Raw genomic sequence first — 15972 nt, forward strand, 5'->3', positions numbered from 1 at the left:
CTACCTTGCTCCCATGCTCTACTTTGGCGGAATACTTGTGTGCAAGCTGAGTTGTCCAGACTGCATTCCCACCGGAGAGCCCAATGACGCGACCTGTCATCTTTCTGTTATTGTTTTTTACAGCAACGATTCTCCAGTTTCGGGCCGATGCCACAGGCATCCACCTTTTGTCATCAGCGATGGCGCAGTCAGACGATGGCGATGATGACGGGGATGACGACGGCGACGACGACGGAGGTGATGACGACGGGGGTGATGACGGCGATGGTCGCGACGACAACGATGGTGGCCGCGATCGAGATGACGACGATGATGACGATGACGACCGCAGCGGAGGCCAGGGCCGTGACAGGGGAACATCGTTCTCTGAGCGCCCAGAAGACCGCGAGGGAGACGCACCTCGTCCAGCCCAGGTCCAGGCCGCTCCTACGTCACCACGTGTCACGCCTCCGCCTGCTCCCTCGCAGGTTCGCCGAGCAACGCCAGCGCCTGCGCCATTGCCGCAACGCGCACCCGATGAAATCATCGCGCGTGGTATCTCGGCGATAGATCTTGCGGAACTGGAGACCGAGGGCTTTCTGGTGCTCGAGCAGCGAGACCTGAGCCAGGGCAGCAACCTGGTTCGTCTTCGCAAGCCCAACCAACTGGACCTCGATTCGGCCCGCCTGGTGGTTCGAGCGCGGGCAACAGCGGCCTCTGCGGATTTCAACCATTTTTACCGCAGTGAGCAAGGCCCACCACAGGACGCTGACCGTTGCCCTGGGGGGCTTTGTCTTGCCCGAGAAATTATTGCTTGGGAGACGCCCACTGCGTGTGGAACGCTGCCGCGCGTGGGAATGGTGGATACCGGCGTGAACGCCGATCATGCGGCATTTGCTTCTGCGGACCTCACAGTCCACAGCCTCGACCCGGCTCGTGAACGCGAGCGGGCAACGTCATCGGACGCCCTGCACGGGACGGCCGTTGCCGCCTTGCTGGTCGGAGGTCCCGAGACGCGCAGTCCTGGTTTGATCCCGGATGCCCCATTGTTTGCGGTCGATGCCTTTGTTCGCGACGGCGCTGATCAGCGCAGTGACGCTTTCAGTCTGATTGCCGCCCTTGACTGGCTCGCGGCGCAGGATCTTCGGCTGATCAACATGTCACTCGCAGGCCCTCCAAATGATGAACTGGCAGGTCAAATCGGATTGATGGTGGAGCAGGACATCTTGATCGTAGCAGCGGCGGGTAACGTCGGTCCCCGTGCAGATCCTGTCTACCCCGCCGCTTATGATGGCGTCATAGCGGTCACGGCAGTGGACCGAAGCAAACAAATCTATCGCCGCGCCGGACGTGGGCCCCATATCGATCTGGCTGCACCTGGAGTGGAGGTCTGGACCGCAGCCTCTATCAGCGGAGCCCGAACAAAGACCGGTACGTCGTATGCGGCACCCTTCGTGACCGCCGCTGCTGCCCTGTGGCTGCAGACTGAACCGGAACTGTCGGCCGAAGACCTCGCTCAACGCTTGATTGCTCAGGCCAACGACCTCGGAGACCCCGGCAGAGATCCGGTATTCGGTTCAGGATTGCTGACCGCGCCCAAGCCATGCAGTTCTTCAGTCGCCCCATAGTACAGACAAAGTCGATTTGTTGCCTCCTCCTTGGCGCGAAGAGCCCTTGACGTCGACGCTGTTTTGCAGCCGTGAGGCTGTTTTCGAAAGTGGCGCGGTGATCGCGGTAACTGCAATCGCCGATCCCAATGGCAGCCCGTGACTGTCAAGCAAAAACGTCATTTTGACCTTTTGTCGGACCAAAAGGTCATACTGCTTTCCTAAGGTAGGCAAACCCAGTGACATGCAGCAGTTCCAAAGCTGCAACGCGGATCAACGAATGCCCGGCTCCCCTGCCCCTATTTCAAAGTGTTCAAAAACGATCCAGACCGTGTGAAAACTTGGGGAAGTCTGATGGTGTGCAGGGGTTTCGGCTGGATCGGAGATTTTCCTTTAGAGGATCCGGATCAAACGCTTAATCGTGGGTTTTGGGATCCTGTGGGGATCTCTGAAGGCAAATATGGGCTGACACTTAAGGAAATGGGGAGCCTTCACAGCCTGACAGCCGCAATCAACGCCGGAATGCCGACAAGGCTGATCGCTCGACGCAAATTGTAGGCGATGGCCGTCAGGCTGAACTCAGCGCGCACGTTCTCCAGCCTGCGCATCAGGAATGCACCCTGGCCCATCCATTGCTTCACGGAGCCGAACGGGTGCTCGACGCTCTCGCGCCGCTCATCGAGCACCCCGGGCCGCGCGGCAAGCCGTTTCGCCATCCGGTCCAGCACGGCCTCGTTCTCATAGCGCGCAACCTTGCGGTAGGCCGCGGTGGTGCAACGTGTCTTGAGTGCGCAGGACTTGCAGGCAGCGGCATTGGCATAATCGAACACGCGGATCTCGCCACGAACCGGGCGGCTGTGCACATGGCGCAAAGCCGCGCCGCCCGGGCATGTGTAGATGTCTGCCTCGGCATCATAACGGAACTGGTCCTTGGGAAAAAATCCCTTGGCAACGGCAGATCCGCGCTGCGGTTTGGGAACGTAAGGGACGATGCCTGCCGTTTCGCAGGCCTCGATATCTTCGATCTTGAAGTAGCCCCGGTCGGCCACGGCATCGATCTGCGCAACATCGAGGGTCTCACGCGCAGCCTTGGCCGTCTCGGTCAGCAGGCCCAGGTCGCTGACCTTGTTGTGGACCTGCTGCTCCGCAATCAGTTTGTGCTTGGTATCGACCGCAATCTGGACGTTATAACCGACCCCGACGCGACTGCTGGAGTGCATCGCGCGTGCGTCCGGGTCGGTCAGCGAGATCTGGTCCGCGCCGCTGTCTGCAAGGGCTTTGCCATGATCATCAAGCCGTTCACGCCGCTTGCGGAGCGCTGCGATCTTTTCCTGCAGCCTCTCGACGGTGCCCCTCTCTGGCGCGTCCTCACCGTCCTTGTCGGCCTCATCGAGCTGCTTGAGATACCGCGCCAAGCGCTCATCGCTTTCCGCTATCGCTTTGGCCAGCTTGGCCTTGGTGAAATTCCGCTCCCGGCTGTTCACGGCCTTGATCCGGGTGCCGTCGACTGCGATCAACTCTCGTCCGAACAAGTCGAGTTCACGACACAGCAGCACGAACTCCCGGAACACCTGGCGGAACGCCGTTCTGTTGTCGCGTCGGAAGTCTGCGATTGTCTTGAAGTCGGGGGTCAGGCGGCGGAGCAGCCAGATGACTTCAAGATTGCGATGCGTCTCTACCTCCAACCGGCGGCTGGACCGCACCCGGTTCAGGTATCCGTAAATGTAGAGCTTCAAGAGATCGGCCGGATCATATCCCGGTCGACCGGTACTTTTCGCCTGGACCCGCCCAAAGCCAGCTGCCCTCAGATCGAGCCCGTCAACGAAAGCATCGATAAACCGGACAACATTGTCCGGCCCCACATAGTCGTCCACAGAGTCCGGCAAAAGCAGGAGTTGGGACCGATCACCGCCTGAAATATGTGCCATGCCCAAAAATACCACGGCCGCTCAATGCTGGGAATCCGGTTCGTGTTTTCACACGGTCTGGATCGTTGGCGCAACAGTGTGCTTCCGCATCTTGCTCGCAAAGCTTCCAAACCCCCGGAACTCGACCCTCATGCCTTGTGCAAGACTGTCGGTGATCTAACTCAGGATGGACTCCACGGCAGCTTCGACCACCAGCGGCGACAGATGCGGGTGGGCCTTTGCAAGCTTCCGGACCAGCTCGGAACGGATCATGGGCATTCATTTTTCAATATTAAGCCCGCTATAACGCCTTCGGCTGGATTTCCGATGCGAAGCCAATTACCAAAATCCTCGGTGCCCAGTCCGCTCAATACGCGGCCTGTGCTTTTCGCAAAGATGGGTGTTCCCTCGGGAGCGACGACACGCGCTCACTTTTGTTCAGAAATTAGAACAGATAATGAACAATCTGGCATATGCACAACCTAAACGTGCAGAACATCGTTGAGGCGTTATGTGCTAGGGGTGTCTTAGGTGGGTCCTTGATCTGGCTGGATGTAGGCCGCTGAATTGGTCCCGTCTGCGAGCTTCAGATCTGGAAATGCCCTGCACCATTCGATGTCAAGGCCCCCTGCCCAAACGCGGGCGGCACTTGCAGATGCGGTAACTGCGTTTTTAGGTAACCACCGCATGCAGGTTTCGATTCCGGAAAAGCAGCCTTCGCAGCACAAGGAAGGTCCGGCAATCACGATCACCGTAGGACACGCAACTTTTGATTGAGTGCACAGTTAAAGCGACGCGAGCAAAAAATGGCGGATCTAACCGTGCAGAAAAGAATGATTGTAACCACCACAACGCGGGACGATCTGACGCTGATCGTCACGGCATTGTCGGCTTACCAGCACAACGCCCGGTATCGGGCGCTTTATGAACGGCTGATGGCTCACCTGCAATAGGGCGGCGGCAAGGTCACGAGCGTTGCTGCTTTCCTCTTGAGAAACACTGCCTGCAACGATGCTCACGTAGGAAAGATAGGCATGGTTGCCCTGTAAGTGTGGCCTAGATGGCTTCCTGACAGGTAACCTTCTACGCAACTGGCGTTTGCGAGAGCGTCGATCACCTTGCTGAAGCCTTCCCGGACATGGTGCGCAGGTTACCCATTCAGTGTGAGTGGGTAATCTGTAATTTCTCAAGATCAGAGACGTTTAGTTGTCGTGGTAGGGACGTCATCGCGCTGACGTCCCTTCAAGCCGGCGAGCCCGAGCAGTCCCAAGAGGCCGAGCAAGCCCCAATCGAAACCGTCATCCCGCTCAACTCCGACCGGCGGCGCGTTCGCAGGCTCTGTCGTCGTCACCTGGGCTAAAACGGGGCTGCTGGCAGCGAGTGCGAGAGCGACCGTGCAGATGCGAAGTCCTTTAGACATGATGAATTTCTCCTGTTCTGCCATCCTACCAGCCTGGCGCGGTCCTAACAGCACGCGAGGTGAGATGTTCCTGGTGATCGAGAAGCGCCCTCTCCATTCGCCTTCCGACAAGTCCTGTCCTTCCTACCTCCTGATCAGGCTGGAGGCCGAGATGTTCCTGGCTCTCCCGTCTGTGCTAGAATGGGTTATGGAAGAACATGAGTTCCAGGGCATGTTTCTGGAGGCGGGCATGCCAGAGGATCACATTGATGCGGCGCTGACACGCTTTCACGCCTACGGGGACTCGCCCAAAATCCTGTCCCAGAACGACTACGTGACTGCAAAGGCAATCTACGCCGTGATGGATGCCCGCGTAGACCCTGATGACGCCCACAGCCCTGTCGGGCGCTACCTTATCTCTCTCGGCGCGCGCATAGCCGATTGGGAGGACAAGATTGCCCAGCTCACCCGTTGATAGGTGCTCTTTCCCGTGATGGCTGTTAAGGGGTGAATTTCATCGGCAAGGCTTTGGTACCGGTTAGAGCGACCACTGACACGCTACTTACCGCACTGGGCGCAGCTAGTTTGAACATAGCATTCACCCCTATCCACCACGGAACAATCATGGAAAAAATTAAAATGGATGCAGCCCAGGAAAAGCAGCTGTCGCAGTCTTTGTCCGATGCGCTGGATCGGAACAACCTCCGTCAGCACCTAGAAGGGTCTGGGTGTTTGATAAGCAAATTCTCGTAGTAGACTTTTCCTATAGGAACGTTCATTTTGGTTTCGACATGACCCCATTATTGGACAAAAAGCTTTCTGTTGATCTCCTAAAGAGAGACAGATCACAAACCTCATTCATAATAACTTCCGCCGCACGAGGGAAGGATAGATTAACGTCGAGCACCGTGCCGGATGAGGCAGTTAACGTGGTTGTAGATAAAGCAATCGACTTGGTTAATCGGATTGATCTCCACTACAGCGCAATTGAAGACGGATTTGCATTCCCTGTTTCCGGCGACACGCACATTCCTGGAACAGAAAGTAAAGGTCCACGCCCCGATACCAAACCTCACAAAGTTGGTATTTTTACACTGCCTCTTGGGAGGAATTATGGTGGCATCCTTCAAGCCTATGCTCTAATGAAAACAGTACGAGATCTTGGATGCGACCCCATCTTGATTAATAGGCGGTTTGCTGACAAAGAAGTTTCACTTACCCCGGAAAGAGATGAAAACGATATTATTCCAGCGATTACCAACAAGATTGATATGGAAGTAGATCTAGAAACTCGCTCATTTATCGAAAATAACATTCTTCCGATAAGTCGACCCTTTCGCACTTCAGCAGAGCTAAAGAAAAATATGGCCGATTACGACCTGCACGCAGTGATCTCTGGCAGTGACCAGGTATGGCGCGCGAAATATGCCCGCGGCCTGCTGAAAGACTTCTTTCACGGATATCTTGATCCAAAAGATCGCCGCATTAAGCGTATTAGCTATGCCGCTTCCTTTGGGGCTGATCAGTGGGAATTCACTGAAGAGCAAACAAAAATGGCGGCACGTTATGCCAAGCTCTTCGACGCTATTTCTGTCCGGGAAAAGAGTGCGACTGAACTATGCCGGGAATATTTGGGAGCCGATGCGCGGCACGTTTTGGATCCAACGCTCCTGCAGACACCAGAATGTTATCGACGCTTATTTGCAGACCGGGTGAAGGTCGCGCCGGGGCGGCGTATCACCAGCTATATTCTGGATGCTAGGGTCAGGATTCATAACCAATAGATGACGGTTGCTGCGAGGGCGATGGCCGAGAGGAATATCTTCGGACATCTGTCGTATCGCGTCGCCACGCGCCTCCAATCCTTGAGCCTGCCGAACATGATCTCGATGCGACTTCGCCGCTTGTAGCGCCGCTTGTCATACTTGATCGGCGTCTTGCGTTGCTTCCGACCGGGGATGCAGGCGCGTATCCCCTTGTCCTGCAACGCGTCTCTCAACCAGTCAGCATCATAACCGCGATCGCCAAGCAGCCATTTGACGTTCGGCAAGCCGCTGAGCAGCGCCCGTGCGCCGATATAATCGCTCACCTGCCGGCAGTGATGAACAGGTCGAGCGGTCGTCCCTGGCTGTCGCAAATGGCGTGCAGCTTAGTGTTCATGCCGCCTTTGGTGCGGCCGATCAGGCGGCCACGCCCCCCTTTTTGACGGCCATACTGGTCGCTGTGCGATGTGCCTTCAGGTATGTCGCGTCAATCATCACGGTCTTCTCTTCACCATGTTCGGCCGCGAGGCCGGCCATCATCCGAGCGAAAAATGCCCTTCCCGCTCCAACGCCTCCAACGGCTGTAAAGCGTCTTGTGAGGCCCGTAGGCGCTAGGTGCATCACGCCAGCGCAAGCCATTGCGGATAATGAAGATAATCCCACTGAGAACACGCCTGTCATCAACGCGTGGCTTGCCATGCGACTTTGGAAAAAAGGGGGCCATGCGTGCCATCTGCGCGTCAGTCAGCCAGAAAAGGTCGTTCATGTCACCGCTCCGTTTCCGGGCCGTGAATCACGCAGCGCAACGAAAATCAATGCATCCTGACCCTAGCCCAGAAAAAGCTCAATTCATGAATAAAGTTTCTGATCAGCTTGGAATGAAGATCGTTGCAGCGAATAGGCGTTTTGATAGCGCTGGCACCCTTACTCGTGACAGGACCGTCGAAGGATGGCTGGTAGATTTTTATCAAGCTGATTTTATTTTAACAGATTCTTTCCATGGCGTGGTATTTTCCATACTATTCAACAGGCCATTTATTGTGTTCTCGAATCCCATCCGGGGATTGGCGAGATTTTCGTCAATACTTGGACTCTTTGAACTGGAAGCCCGCATGGTTAAAGATGTTGGCTCTGCCGATCATGAGGCGTTATTAACTCCTATTGACTGGATAAAGGTCAATATGCGCCTGGACGAATTACGCCATCAATCAATAGAGTTCCTGCGTAACGCGCTCGAAATTCCGCCCAAAACGTAAAGCAGCATGCCTCCCTATCCCGCGAGCCGCCCACGAACTACTCGGTCCTTCCCAGTCTGCTGCCTTTGCTGCATCAGCGTCGATGATCAAGCTGCCTCACTCGATGCCTACCGTGCCCTGTTTCCTGTAACAGGGAATATCCTGCGGGCCGCGGCATGGCACAGCGTGTAGGGGTCCGCCTCCGAACCGCCCTGCCACTCGTGGGCAGGGCAGCGCTGGCCGGCCTAGAGTTCCCGTTAGAACACAGTCCATCGAAAAAATTGGAAAGTTAACATTCTGTATTTCCCAACATCTTCTTCGAGGTTGAAGTGTAAAGGCGACCAGAAACGCAGACGTCAGTTGTTTACTCTCGGAGAGAGCCAATGGACCTGAAAGACAAATTTGAGCTTGAGCTTCTACGAGTGATAACCACCCGCATCATCGCAGCTGTCGATGCGCAAGGCTACGACTGGCGTGATGATTTGAGAGCGGGCGCAGCTAGCGATCCAATCCGCTTTAAAACGCATGCTCAGCCAGGACAAAATATCGAGGAGGCCTTGGAAGCCGCGTTCAAAGACGTTGCTATTCGACTTGGCTTTGAGCCGCAGGATCATCTGACGCGTCACTAGGGAACGCACTCTGCCAATACGTCGCCAACTCCGTATCAGTGAGTCGAACAGCCCTGCTGACCGCTGACAGCGGCGTGCCGATCATCATTGGCGCATCGATGTCCGTTGTAAGCGTTCTCTGCCCCCCACCTTCCGCGCGGCATTCTGATCGGTTCATTGGACCGTGATGATTGTTGTGACGGAGTTTCTCCATGGAGTCTGCATTGGAGCTTCTCCCGGGTGGCGGCCGCGGCCGTCGGAACCGGAAGTGGCTGGATGAGGTAAAGGCGCGGATTGTGGCGGAGACGCTGATGCCGGGCGTGACCGTGAATACCGTTGCGCGGCGGCACGGGGTGCCGGCGAACCATGTCTCTTCTTGGCGGACGCTGGCGCGGAAAGGGCGACTGGTGCTGCCTGCTCCTGAAGATCCGGTGGAGTTTGCGGCGCTGTTGCTCGGCCCCGCTGAAGATGCGCCGCGGGCCGATGTCGGTGCCGTGGCCCGGCCGGAGATCGTCTCGGGCGCGGTGGTGATCCGTCTGGAAGCCGGGGCCTCGGCGGAGCGGATTGCCATGGTCGTGCGCGCCCTGGCGGCTACCCCATGATCTTCCCCTCCAACCGCGTGAGGATCATGGTTGCGACCAAACCCGTCGATTTCCGCAAGGGGCATGATGGCCTGGCTGCACTGGTGTCGTCGGTGCTGCGCAAGGATCCGTTCACCGGCACGGTGTTCGTGTTCCGCTCGCGCCGGGCGGACAGGCTGAAGCTTTTGTATTGGGACGGCACCGGTCTGGTAATGGCTTACAAGCGGCTGGAGGATACAACCTTTACTTGGCCGGCCATCAGGGACGGGATCATGGCGCTGAACCATGCCCAGTTTGAGGCGCTGTTTGCCGGGCTCGACTGGCGCAAGGTCAAAGCTCTGGAAACCCGCCCCCCTGCTGCGGCAGAGTGAATCAGTTGCCTGATTTTCCATGTTTTTGCCGGAGCTCCTTGATAAAATCAGAGCATGTTCGCAGCCTCTGTTCTCGATCTTTCCGCCATTCCCAACGCGCAGCGTGCGGCGGTTCAGGCGTTGCTGGAAGAGGTGGCGGCTCTCAAGGACATCACCAGACGCCAGGAGCATCTGATCGCCGAGCTGAACCATGCCCTGCATGGCAAGCGGTCGGAAAAGCTGACCGAGGATGAGCGGCAGCTGGCTTTCGAGGACCTGTCCATTGCGTTGGCCGAGGTCGAGGCGGAGAAGGAAACGCAGGCCACCAGGACGGACAAGGGGGCGACCAGGCCCGCGCCGAAGCGCAATATCGGCAACCTACCGGCTGCACTGCCGCGTATCGAAGAGGTCATCGAGCCCGCCAGCCTGATCTGCCCCTGCGGCTGCGGCATCATGCACAAGATCGGTGAAGACCGCAGCGAGCGGCTGGACATCGTGCCTGCCCAGCTGCGCGTCATCGTCACCGTCCGCCCGAAATATGCCTGCCGGTCCTGCACCGACGGCGTCACTCAGGCACCAGCACCTTCCCGCCTGATCACGGGCGGGCTGCCAACCGAGGCGACGCTCGCCCATGTGCTGGTCAGCAAGTATGCGGACCATCTGCCGTTGTATAGACAGAGCCAGATCCTGGCGCGGGCGGGCCTTGATCTGCACCGCGCCGTTCTGGCCGATTGGGTGGGCAAGGCCGCGTTCCATCTGACGCCGGTGGTGGACCGGCTGGCCGAGCATCTCAAACGGTCGGGCAAGCTGTTCATGGACGAAACAACGGCCCCGGTGCTGGACCCGGGGCGTGGGACCACAAAGACCGGATATCTCTGGGCACTGGCGCGCGATGACCGGCCGTGGGGCGGCGAGGACCCGCCCGGCGTGGTCTACTTTTATGCCCCCGGCCGCGCAGGCGAGAATGCCGAGACCTTCCTGACCGGCTTCGATGGCATTCTGCAAATCGATGGTTATACCAACGGCCCTAAGCACTGACCCCTTTTGCGTATTCACGCGTGGCAATCGATCGGACGCGCTCGGGGTCGTTTGCGAAGGCGTTCCATGCGCTGCAGCATCGGTCGACAATGTCTGCGTAGGTGTCAAAGACGGTGATGGCGAGGCAGTTTGCGCGCAGATAGGCCCAGATGTTCTCAACCGGATTCAGCTCTGGCGCATAGGGCGGAAGCGTCACGATGGTGATGTTGTCGGGGATGCGCAGAGCGCTGGAGTTATGCCAGCCGGCGCCGTCCATCACGAGCACGGCATGGGCGCCCGACGCGACGGTTTTCGCGATTTCAGCGAGATGAGCGTTCATGGCCGAGGTATCGGCACGTGGCATGACAAGTGCCGCGGTCGTGGCGCGCGATGGACAGACGGCGCCGAAGATATAGGCCCATTTGTAGCGGGTGTCGCGCGGCGCACGAGGCCGGGTTCCGCACTCGGCCCAGGTCCGGGTGAGCGTCCCCTGTTGACCTACGCGTGCTTCATCCTGAAACCACACCTCCAATGGCTTCCCGTGCGCCGTCTCCGGCAGGGCGGCCTTTACCGTAGCGGCAAAGTTTTTTTAAATGCCTCCTGTGCCAACGGGTCGGATCTGGGGTGCTGTGGGCGCACTGAAAGGCGGCGGAAGCCAAGGGCTGCCAGCTGCTTGCCGACCGTCCGCTCGTGCATGACCACGCCGAAGCGATCTTCGATCTTGCGCTTGAGATCGACGCAGCGCCAGCGGACCACCCCATCGGCCTCAAGGTCAGGCCCTTCACGGACCATCCGGGCAAGTTCCGCTTTCTGCTCAGAGTTCAGGAGCGGCGTCGGGCCTGCCCAATACCGGTTCGACAGACCGGTGATCCCCTCGGCGTTGTAGCGATGAACCCAATCGCGCAGGGTCTGCCGGTCCATGCCGCAGGCCTCCGCCGCCGTCTTGCGATCCGCGCCCTCCAGAACAAGAGCGATCGCCAAAATCCGCCGCACCGCTTTTGCATCCTTTGTGCGCGCCGCCGCCGCCCGAAGCTCACTTGTCGACATATCCGTTCGAGTGATCTCAATCGCCATCAGAACCTCCATCTCTTGATGGCAATGATTCAGATTTTCAGGTCGAAGGGAATCCCGTGAGTCAGAGCTTAGGGCTGTTGGTATTACACAGGCTATAACCGGCTGACCAAACCGATCCGCAAGGGCGGTGCCCCCATTCGGATCGCGCATTGCTGGGCGCATGCAAGGCGCAAACTGAAGGAAGTCTTCGACCGCGATGGCTCCGAGATCGCTGCTGAGGGGCTGCGCCGCATCGCCGAGCTCTACGCCGTCGAGGCCGACATCCGCGGTGTCTCGCCCGGCCAGCGCCTCTCGGCCCGCCAAGCCCGCACCGCACCGCTGGTGGCCGCCTTCGGCGGCTGGCTGCAGGCGCAACGCCGAAAGATCTCCACCAAATCCCGGTTGGGCGAAAAACTCACCTATATCCATAACCACTGGGAAGGGCTGCAAGCTTTCCTGAGCTATGGCCGATTTTGGGTGATGGGGTCTGAGAAGGCGGCGTATCGTGGTGGGTGTCAAAGCCTGCCAGAACCTCCCGAAGGAGCGATACGCCTTGGAAGATGATATCACGATCACCCCGCTTCACCAGCCCGGATCTGTCGTTGATCCACTCACCGAGATTGCACGCGACGGCGCCCGGCAGATGCTGGCAGCGGCACTCAGGGCTGAGGCCGCGAGTTTTGTCGCGCAGTTTGCTGAGGAGCGCCTGCCCGATGGCAGGCAGCGCGTTGTCCACCACGGCACCGGCCCTGAGCGGAACATCCAGACCGGGATCGGCCCTATCCCGGTGCAGAGACAGAAGGTGCGCGACCGGGCAGCTGATGCGCCGCCGGAGGACAAGATCCGGTTCAATTCGCGCATTCTTCCGAAGTGGGCGCGCCGTTCGCCTAGCCTTGATGCTCTGCTTCCGGTCCTCTACTTGCGCGGCGTCTCGACTGGAGACTTCCAGGAGGCTCTGAGCGCGCTGGTCGGTCCGGATGCGCCCAACCTGTCGCCAGGAGCGATCTCGCGGCTCACGGGCGAGTGGCAAGCAGAACATGACCGCTGGCAACGCCGAAACCTCTCGGCCCGGCGCTACGTCTATGTCTGGGCCGACGGCGTGTATCTGCAGGCCCGGATGGAGCCGCAGGCCGAGTGCATGCTGGTGATCATCGGGGCGACGCCGGAAGGGAAGAAGGAGCTGCTGGGGTTCCAGGTTGGGGTCCGCGAGAGCGCGCAGAGCTGGCATGAACTGCTGGTCGACCTCAGGGCCCGCGGCCTCTCGGCGCCACCGGACCTCGCGGTCGGAGATGGTGCCCTTGGCTTCTGGAAGGCGCTGGATGAGATCTTCCCCGACACGCGCCACCAACGCTGTTGGACCCACAAGGTGTCCAACGTCCTGAACAAGCTTCCGAAGTCGATGCACCCGGCGGTGAAGACTGACCTGCGGGAGATCTGGCAAGCCGCGACCCGCGCGGCGGCAGAGACCGCCGTCAATACCTTCGTCGAGAAGTATGGCGTGAAATACGAGAAAGCCGTCGCCTGCCTGACCAAGGATCGAGAGGCACTGCTGGCCTTCTACGACTTCCCGGCCGCTCACTGGGACCACCTGCGCACGTCCAACCCGATCGAGAGCGTCTTCGCGACCGTCCGCCATCGCACCGTCCGAACCAAAGGCGCGTTGTCTCAGAAGACAGCGAAGCTGATGGTGTTCAAGCTGGTTCAGGCCGCAGCGAAGAAATGGCGACGACTGAAGGGCGCAAACCAGTTGCCTCTCGTCGTCGAAGGCGTCAAGTTCACTGACGGTGTCGCCGAGCAGGACGCCAACGAAAGCCGCGCCGCTTGATCAGGCCGCGTCACCCAAAATCCCGCATAGCTCAGCTTTCCTGACCGACGGGCGCATCGAGATCGACTCCAACAGGGTCGAAAATCTGATCCGCCCCATCACCCTCAATCGCAAGAATGCGCTCTTCGCAGGTCACGACGAAGGCGGCGTTGCCTGGGGCCGCATCGCCTCGTTGATCGAGACCTGCAAGATCAACGGCATTGAGCCCTTTGCCTATCTGAAGGCCACCCTCACGGCGATCGCCACCGGCCATCCACAAAGCCGCCTCGATGACCTGCTACCGTGGAACTTCAAGCCGTCAAGCTAAGTCGACAGTGGGGGCCAGCGACCGCTTACTGTCCGTTTCAGCTCGTGCCAGATCTTCGAACCATCGCGGCCGGGCGACGACTCCTCCCAAAGTGCCGTCCGGCCTATTGTGATAATAGTCCCACCCGATGCTCTAGCGGCATATCTTTTTTGGTAAGCAGCTTGCCCTCGCCATTGTGTAGCTAGCCTTTGAACCTCTCACAGATCGCTCGAAAACTCGTCAAGAGTCCTTTTGAGTTCCGCCTCGCTAAATGGTTTGCTGATCCAGCCTATCGGCTTTGCATCAGTCGCACGCTCGCGCGTCTCTGGATTTCCGTAGGCCGATACGAAGATCGACCGAACGCCGAGCATTTGGTAGAGTTCTATCGCGGCACTTACGCCATCCCGGTCACCGTGGATATTGATGTCCATCGTCGCGCAGTCAGGCCGGTGCTGCCGGGCCAGGCGTACGGCCTCGGAGGCGCTGGTAGCCTTGCAGACAACCTCTGCGCCAAGGTCCTCGAGGGTCATCTCCAGGTCCATGGCGATGAGAGCTTCGTCCTCGACGATCATGACGCGAAGTGGGCGTCCGATACCTTGGAGAGGTCCTCCAGTTCCTGCGTAAGGGCTGGTGCTCATCATAATCGGAATGTGTGTGTGCATGGAGGATGGTTGCATACGTCTGATGTGGCGACTGTCCTGCCAGCGTCTATCGGTATGTCGCAAATTTGGGAAATGGGAATAAAGGAGTCTCATCGCTTCGTATGGTCCAAACGTGAACGAAAATGGATCGAAGCCTTCGCTCCGTCGTCATCCACCAGTCTTAGCGCGGCCCCGATCTGACGGCAAAGGGCGCGCACGAGTGTCAAGCCTGAGGACCGCGTTTCCACTTGTTCGCCAAAGCCACGCCCATCATCCTTCACCTCGAATAGGTACCCTTCTGGGGAGGACGTGAACGACACCGCAATAGTTCCGCCCGTGCCGGAGAGCCCGTATTCAAAGGCGTTCGTAATAAGCTCATTGGCAATAAGCGAGAGACAGTGAGCCTCTTCCGCGGTCATTTTTTCTTCCGCAATCGAAAGGTTAATTCGGTCGGAGCCCCCGAACCCAGAGGCGGTCCCCTGAACCACCTGTTCGAGAAAATCTCGGCTAGACAAAACCCCGGCGCTTGCCCTCTGGTAGAGTGCCTCCTGGGCCGCGCTCATTGCACGAAGACGGCGGGAGGCCGTCGCCACGACCTCCGTGACCTCGGCAGAGGAGTGTTTCGCGGCGGACATCCGGATGAGAGGCAGCATCTGCTGGATATTGTTCTTAACGCGATGCTGCAGCTCGCGGACCAGCATATGGTTCTCGGACAGCGCTTCTTTTAGAAGAATGTTCTCCCGGACACGCTCCAGCAGGACACGATCCATTTCTGCCAAGCGTCGGTTCAAAACGCTGAAGTGATCACCATTCGCCTCGATCAGCCTTAAGACGACCATGGTTTCAGGAATGTCCGCGTGTCGAACACGTGCTGCGAGAGCCCGGTAACGCTTTTCTCCCGCCTTTAGTCGAACCTCCATCGCGCCAAGATGGGAGGACGTCGACCGGCTGGCCCGAGAAAGGAAGGCAGAGACAGCCTCCGGCGCCGCTACTTTGTCAAAAAAACTCCTTTGAAGAAGATCTTTGCCCAACAGGTTAAGCGCAGCCGAGTTCGCACGGTGCACAGATCCGTCCAAGGACATCACCAAGGCAGCTTCCTGAAGAAACTCCAAATCAAGCCCGGCGACACCTGTATCTTTCGACGTCATCAGTCTTCGACCCTGAAATATTCCCTTGTGTTCGGCTCGATGTTCTCGAGCGGCTTCAGATGGACGATCACCTTGCAGCCAGGATGTCCGGTCGCGATTGCCTCCTCGATCTCGACACGGGCATAGCCGAGGTTTTGTGCAGTGATCGAGCCAAAGACATTCGATGTCATCATACAGAGCGAGGGACGCCCTTGCACGAAAGCACCAAACGGGCAGGCCCGATTTCCGAGGACGATGCGATCCTCGCGTTCTTCGATAATGAAGAAATCACCTTGAATCCGACGCTTCAGGTCGACAAGGACGTCTTGGACCTGCGCCCTGTCAAGCCGGTCGACCTTTAGCGCGGCCCGGTATGACGCATCGATCTGCTCGCCTATGGCACCACCAACAACACTGATATAGCCCGACGCCTCTGCCACTCCCACAACGCTTTCCAACGTGCCGGCCAATTCTCTCAGCAGGCTTCGTAGAAAGATATCGCGCCCGAGGTCAACAGGGGCATTCTGAACAGAGGGCTCAAGCTGGTCGTTCGCTGCCTTCATCACGCACCTTTCGGTTCAATATGGAGCGCTA

14 protein-coding genes and 4 pseudogenes are annotated in these 15972 nt (G+C 58.5%); 11 read left to right on the forward strand and 7 right to left on the reverse strand.

Going from position 1 to position 15972, the window contains the following annotated elements:
- Positions 1 to 83 precede the first annotated feature (83 nt).
- Positions 84 to 1607 (forward strand): S8 family serine peptidase, encoded by a 1524-nt coding sequence (locus E4191_RS22560; protein ID WP_176562861.1) that lies wholly within the window; start codon positions 84 to 86, stop codon positions 1605 to 1607.
- Positions 1608 to 2077: 470 nt separating this feature from the next.
- Here the strand turns inward: E4191_RS22560 and E4191_RS22565 are convergent, their stop codons facing one another.
- Together E4191_RS22565 and E4191_RS22570 are read right to left on the reverse strand one after the other, a co-directional pair.
- On the reverse strand, positions 2078 to 3514 hold the full coding sequence (locus E4191_RS22565) for an IS1182 family transposase (RefSeq protein WP_135312181.1): 1437 nt from the start codon (positions 3512 to 3514) through the stop codon (positions 2078 to 2080).
- 1171 nt (positions 3515 to 4685) lie between these two features.
- Positions 4686 to 4937, reverse strand: a complete 252-nt coding sequence (locus tag E4191_RS22570; protein WP_228461855.1) for a WGxxGxxG family protein — start codon at positions 4935 to 4937, stop codon at positions 4686 to 4688.
- 40 nt (positions 4938 to 4977) lie between these two features.
- Here E4191_RS22570 and E4191_RS22575 point away from each other — a divergent pair, with 40 nt between their 5' ends.
- Complete coding sequence (locus E4191_RS22575) at positions 4978 to 5367, forward strand: hypothetical protein (protein ID WP_139616542.1); 390 nt, start codon at positions 4978 to 4980, stop codon at positions 5365 to 5367.
- Positions 5368 to 5620: 253 nt separating this feature from the next.
- Entirely contained in the window at positions 5621 to 6676 is a 1056-nt protein-coding gene (locus E4191_RS22580) for a polysaccharide pyruvyl transferase family protein (protein WP_139616543.1), read from the forward strand.
- On the opposite strand, the pseudogene E4191_RS22585 reads toward E4191_RS22580, so the two are convergent.
- A pseudogene (locus E4191_RS22585) lies at positions 6664 to 7421 on the reverse strand (IS5 family transposase). The gene E4191_RS22580 and the pseudogene E4191_RS22585 overlap by 13 nt on opposite strands.
- Between E4191_RS22585 and E4191_RS22590 the strand changes: the two are divergent.
- The 5 genes and pseudogenes from E4191_RS22590 to tnpC all read left to right on the forward strand — a co-directional run.
- Entirely contained in the window at positions 7378 to 7911 is a 534-nt protein-coding gene (locus E4191_RS22590) for a polysaccharide pyruvyl transferase family protein (protein WP_228461941.1), read from the forward strand. The pseudogene E4191_RS22585 and the gene E4191_RS22590 overlap by 44 nt on opposite strands.
- A gap of 362 nt (positions 7912 to 8273) precedes the next feature.
- Positions 8274 to 8519, forward strand: a complete 246-nt coding sequence (locus E4191_RS22595; protein ID WP_139616545.1) for a hypothetical protein — start codon at positions 8274 to 8276, stop codon at positions 8517 to 8519.
- 191 nt (positions 8520 to 8710) lie between these two features.
- Entirely contained in the window at positions 8711 to 9100 is a 390-nt protein-coding gene (gene tnpA / locus E4191_RS22600; RefSeq protein WP_139616546.1) for an IS66-like element accessory protein TnpA, read from the forward strand.
- On the forward strand, positions 9097 to 9450 hold the full coding sequence (tnpB, locus tag E4191_RS22605) for an IS66 family insertion sequence element accessory protein TnpB (protein WP_139616547.1): 354 nt from the start codon (positions 9097 to 9099) through the stop codon (positions 9448 to 9450). The genes tnpA and tnpB overlap by 4 nt, the downstream gene beginning before the upstream one ends.
- Before the next feature lie 54 nt (positions 9451 to 9504).
- Positions 9505 to 10446, forward strand: a pseudogene (gene tnpC / locus E4191_RS22610) (IS66 family transposase); the annotation flags it as partial.
- 10 nt (positions 10447 to 10456) lie between these two features.
- On the opposite strand, the gene E4191_RS22615 reads toward tnpC, so the two are convergent.
- Positions 10457 to 11523, reverse strand: a protein-coding gene (locus E4191_RS22615) for an IS630 family transposase (protein WP_135314267.1) whose coding sequence is annotated in 2 segments (ribosomal slippage) — positions 10457 to 11037 and positions 11037 to 11523 — 1068 coding nt in all. Because the reading frame shifts where the segments join, the coding sequence is not laid out codon by codon here.
- An 81-nt stretch (positions 11524 to 11604) separates the two neighbouring features.
- Between E4191_RS22615 and E4191_RS22620 the strand changes: the two are divergent.
- The 3 genes and pseudogenes from E4191_RS22620 to E4191_RS22630 form a co-directional block, all read left to right on the forward strand.
- A pseudogene (locus E4191_RS22620) lies at positions 11605 to 11970 on the forward strand (IS66 family transposase); the annotation flags it as partial.
- Between the two features lie 82 nt (positions 11971 to 12052).
- Positions 12053 to 13324: an IS256 family transposase gene (locus tag E4191_RS22625; RefSeq protein ID WP_135312179.1), complete on the forward strand. Its 1272-nt coding sequence runs from the start codon at positions 12053 to 12055 to the stop codon at positions 13322 to 13324.
- Between the two features lie 37 nt (positions 13325 to 13361).
- Positions 13362 to 13631, forward strand: a pseudogene (locus E4191_RS22630) (transposase domain-containing protein); the annotation flags it as partial.
- Between the two features lie 197 nt (positions 13632 to 13828).
- On the opposite strand, the gene E4191_RS22635 reads toward E4191_RS22630, so the two are convergent.
- The 3 genes from E4191_RS22635 to E4191_RS22645 all read right to left on the reverse strand — a co-directional run bounded on the left by E4191_RS22635 (position 13829) and on the right by E4191_RS22645 (position 15941).
- Complete coding sequence (locus E4191_RS22635; protein WP_231714351.1) at positions 13829 to 14182, reverse strand: response regulator; 354 nt, start codon at positions 14180 to 14182, stop codon at positions 13829 to 13831.
- Positions 14183 to 14361: 179 nt separating this feature from the next.
- Positions 14362 to 15399, reverse strand: coding sequence for a sensor histidine kinase (locus E4191_RS22640; RefSeq protein ID WP_139616548.1), 1038 nt, complete (start codon positions 15397 to 15399; stop codon positions 14362 to 14364).
- Positions 15399 to 15941 (reverse strand): methanogen output domain 1-containing protein, encoded by a 543-nt coding sequence (locus E4191_RS22645; protein WP_139616549.1) that lies wholly within the window; start codon positions 15939 to 15941, stop codon positions 15399 to 15401. Before E4191_RS22645 ends, E4191_RS22640 begins: the two co-directional genes overlap by 1 nt.
- Positions 15942 to 15972: the final 31 nt, after the last annotated feature.

This window comes from Paracoccus liaowanqingii (assembly GCF_004683865.2).
Classification (GTDB): Bacteria; Pseudomonadota; Alphaproteobacteria; order Rhodobacterales; family Rhodobacteraceae; genus Paracoccus; species Paracoccus liaowanqingii.

Bases quoted from the DNA above. Each gene is read 5' to 3' on its own strand.
- E4191_RS22560 (WP_176562861.1), top strand. From the start codon at position 84: ATGACGCGACCTGTCATCTTTCTGTTATTGTTTTTTACAGCAACGATT.
- E4191_RS22565 (WP_135312181.1), bottom strand. From the start codon at position 3,514: ATGGCACATATTTCAGGCGGTGATCGGTCCCAACTCCTGCTTTTGCCG.
- E4191_RS22570 (WP_228461855.1), bottom strand. From the start codon at position 4,937: ATGGCAGAACAGGAGAAATTCATCATGTCTAAAGGACTTCGCATCTGC.
- E4191_RS22575 (WP_139616542.1), top strand. From the start codon at position 4,978: ATGTTCCTGGTGATCGAGAAGCGCCCTCTCCATTCGCCTTCCGACAAG.
- E4191_RS22590 (WP_228461941.1), top strand. From the start codon at position 7,378: ATGCGTGCCATCTGCGCGTCAGTCAGCCAGAAAAGGTCGTTCATGTCA.
- E4191_RS22595 (WP_139616545.1), top strand. From the start codon at position 8,274: ATGGACCTGAAAGACAAATTTGAGCTTGAGCTTCTACGAGTGATAACC.
- tnpA (WP_139616546.1), top strand. From the start codon at position 8,711: ATGGAGTCTGCATTGGAGCTTCTCCCGGGTGGCGGCCGCGGCCGTCGG.
- tnpB (WP_139616547.1), top strand. From the start codon at position 9,097: ATGATCTTCCCCTCCAACCGCGTGAGGATCATGGTTGCGACCAAACCC.
- E4191_RS22635 (WP_231714351.1), bottom strand. From the start codon at position 14,182: ATGATCGTCGAGGACGAAGCTCTCATCGCCATGGACCTGGAGATGACC.
- E4191_RS22640 (WP_139616548.1), bottom strand. From the start codon at position 15,399: ATGACGTCGAAAGATACAGGTGTCGCCGGGCTTGATTTGGAGTTTCTT.
- E4191_RS22645 (WP_139616549.1), bottom strand. From the start codon at position 15,941: ATGAAGGCAGCGAACGACCAGCTTGAGCCCTCTGTTCAGAATGCCCCT.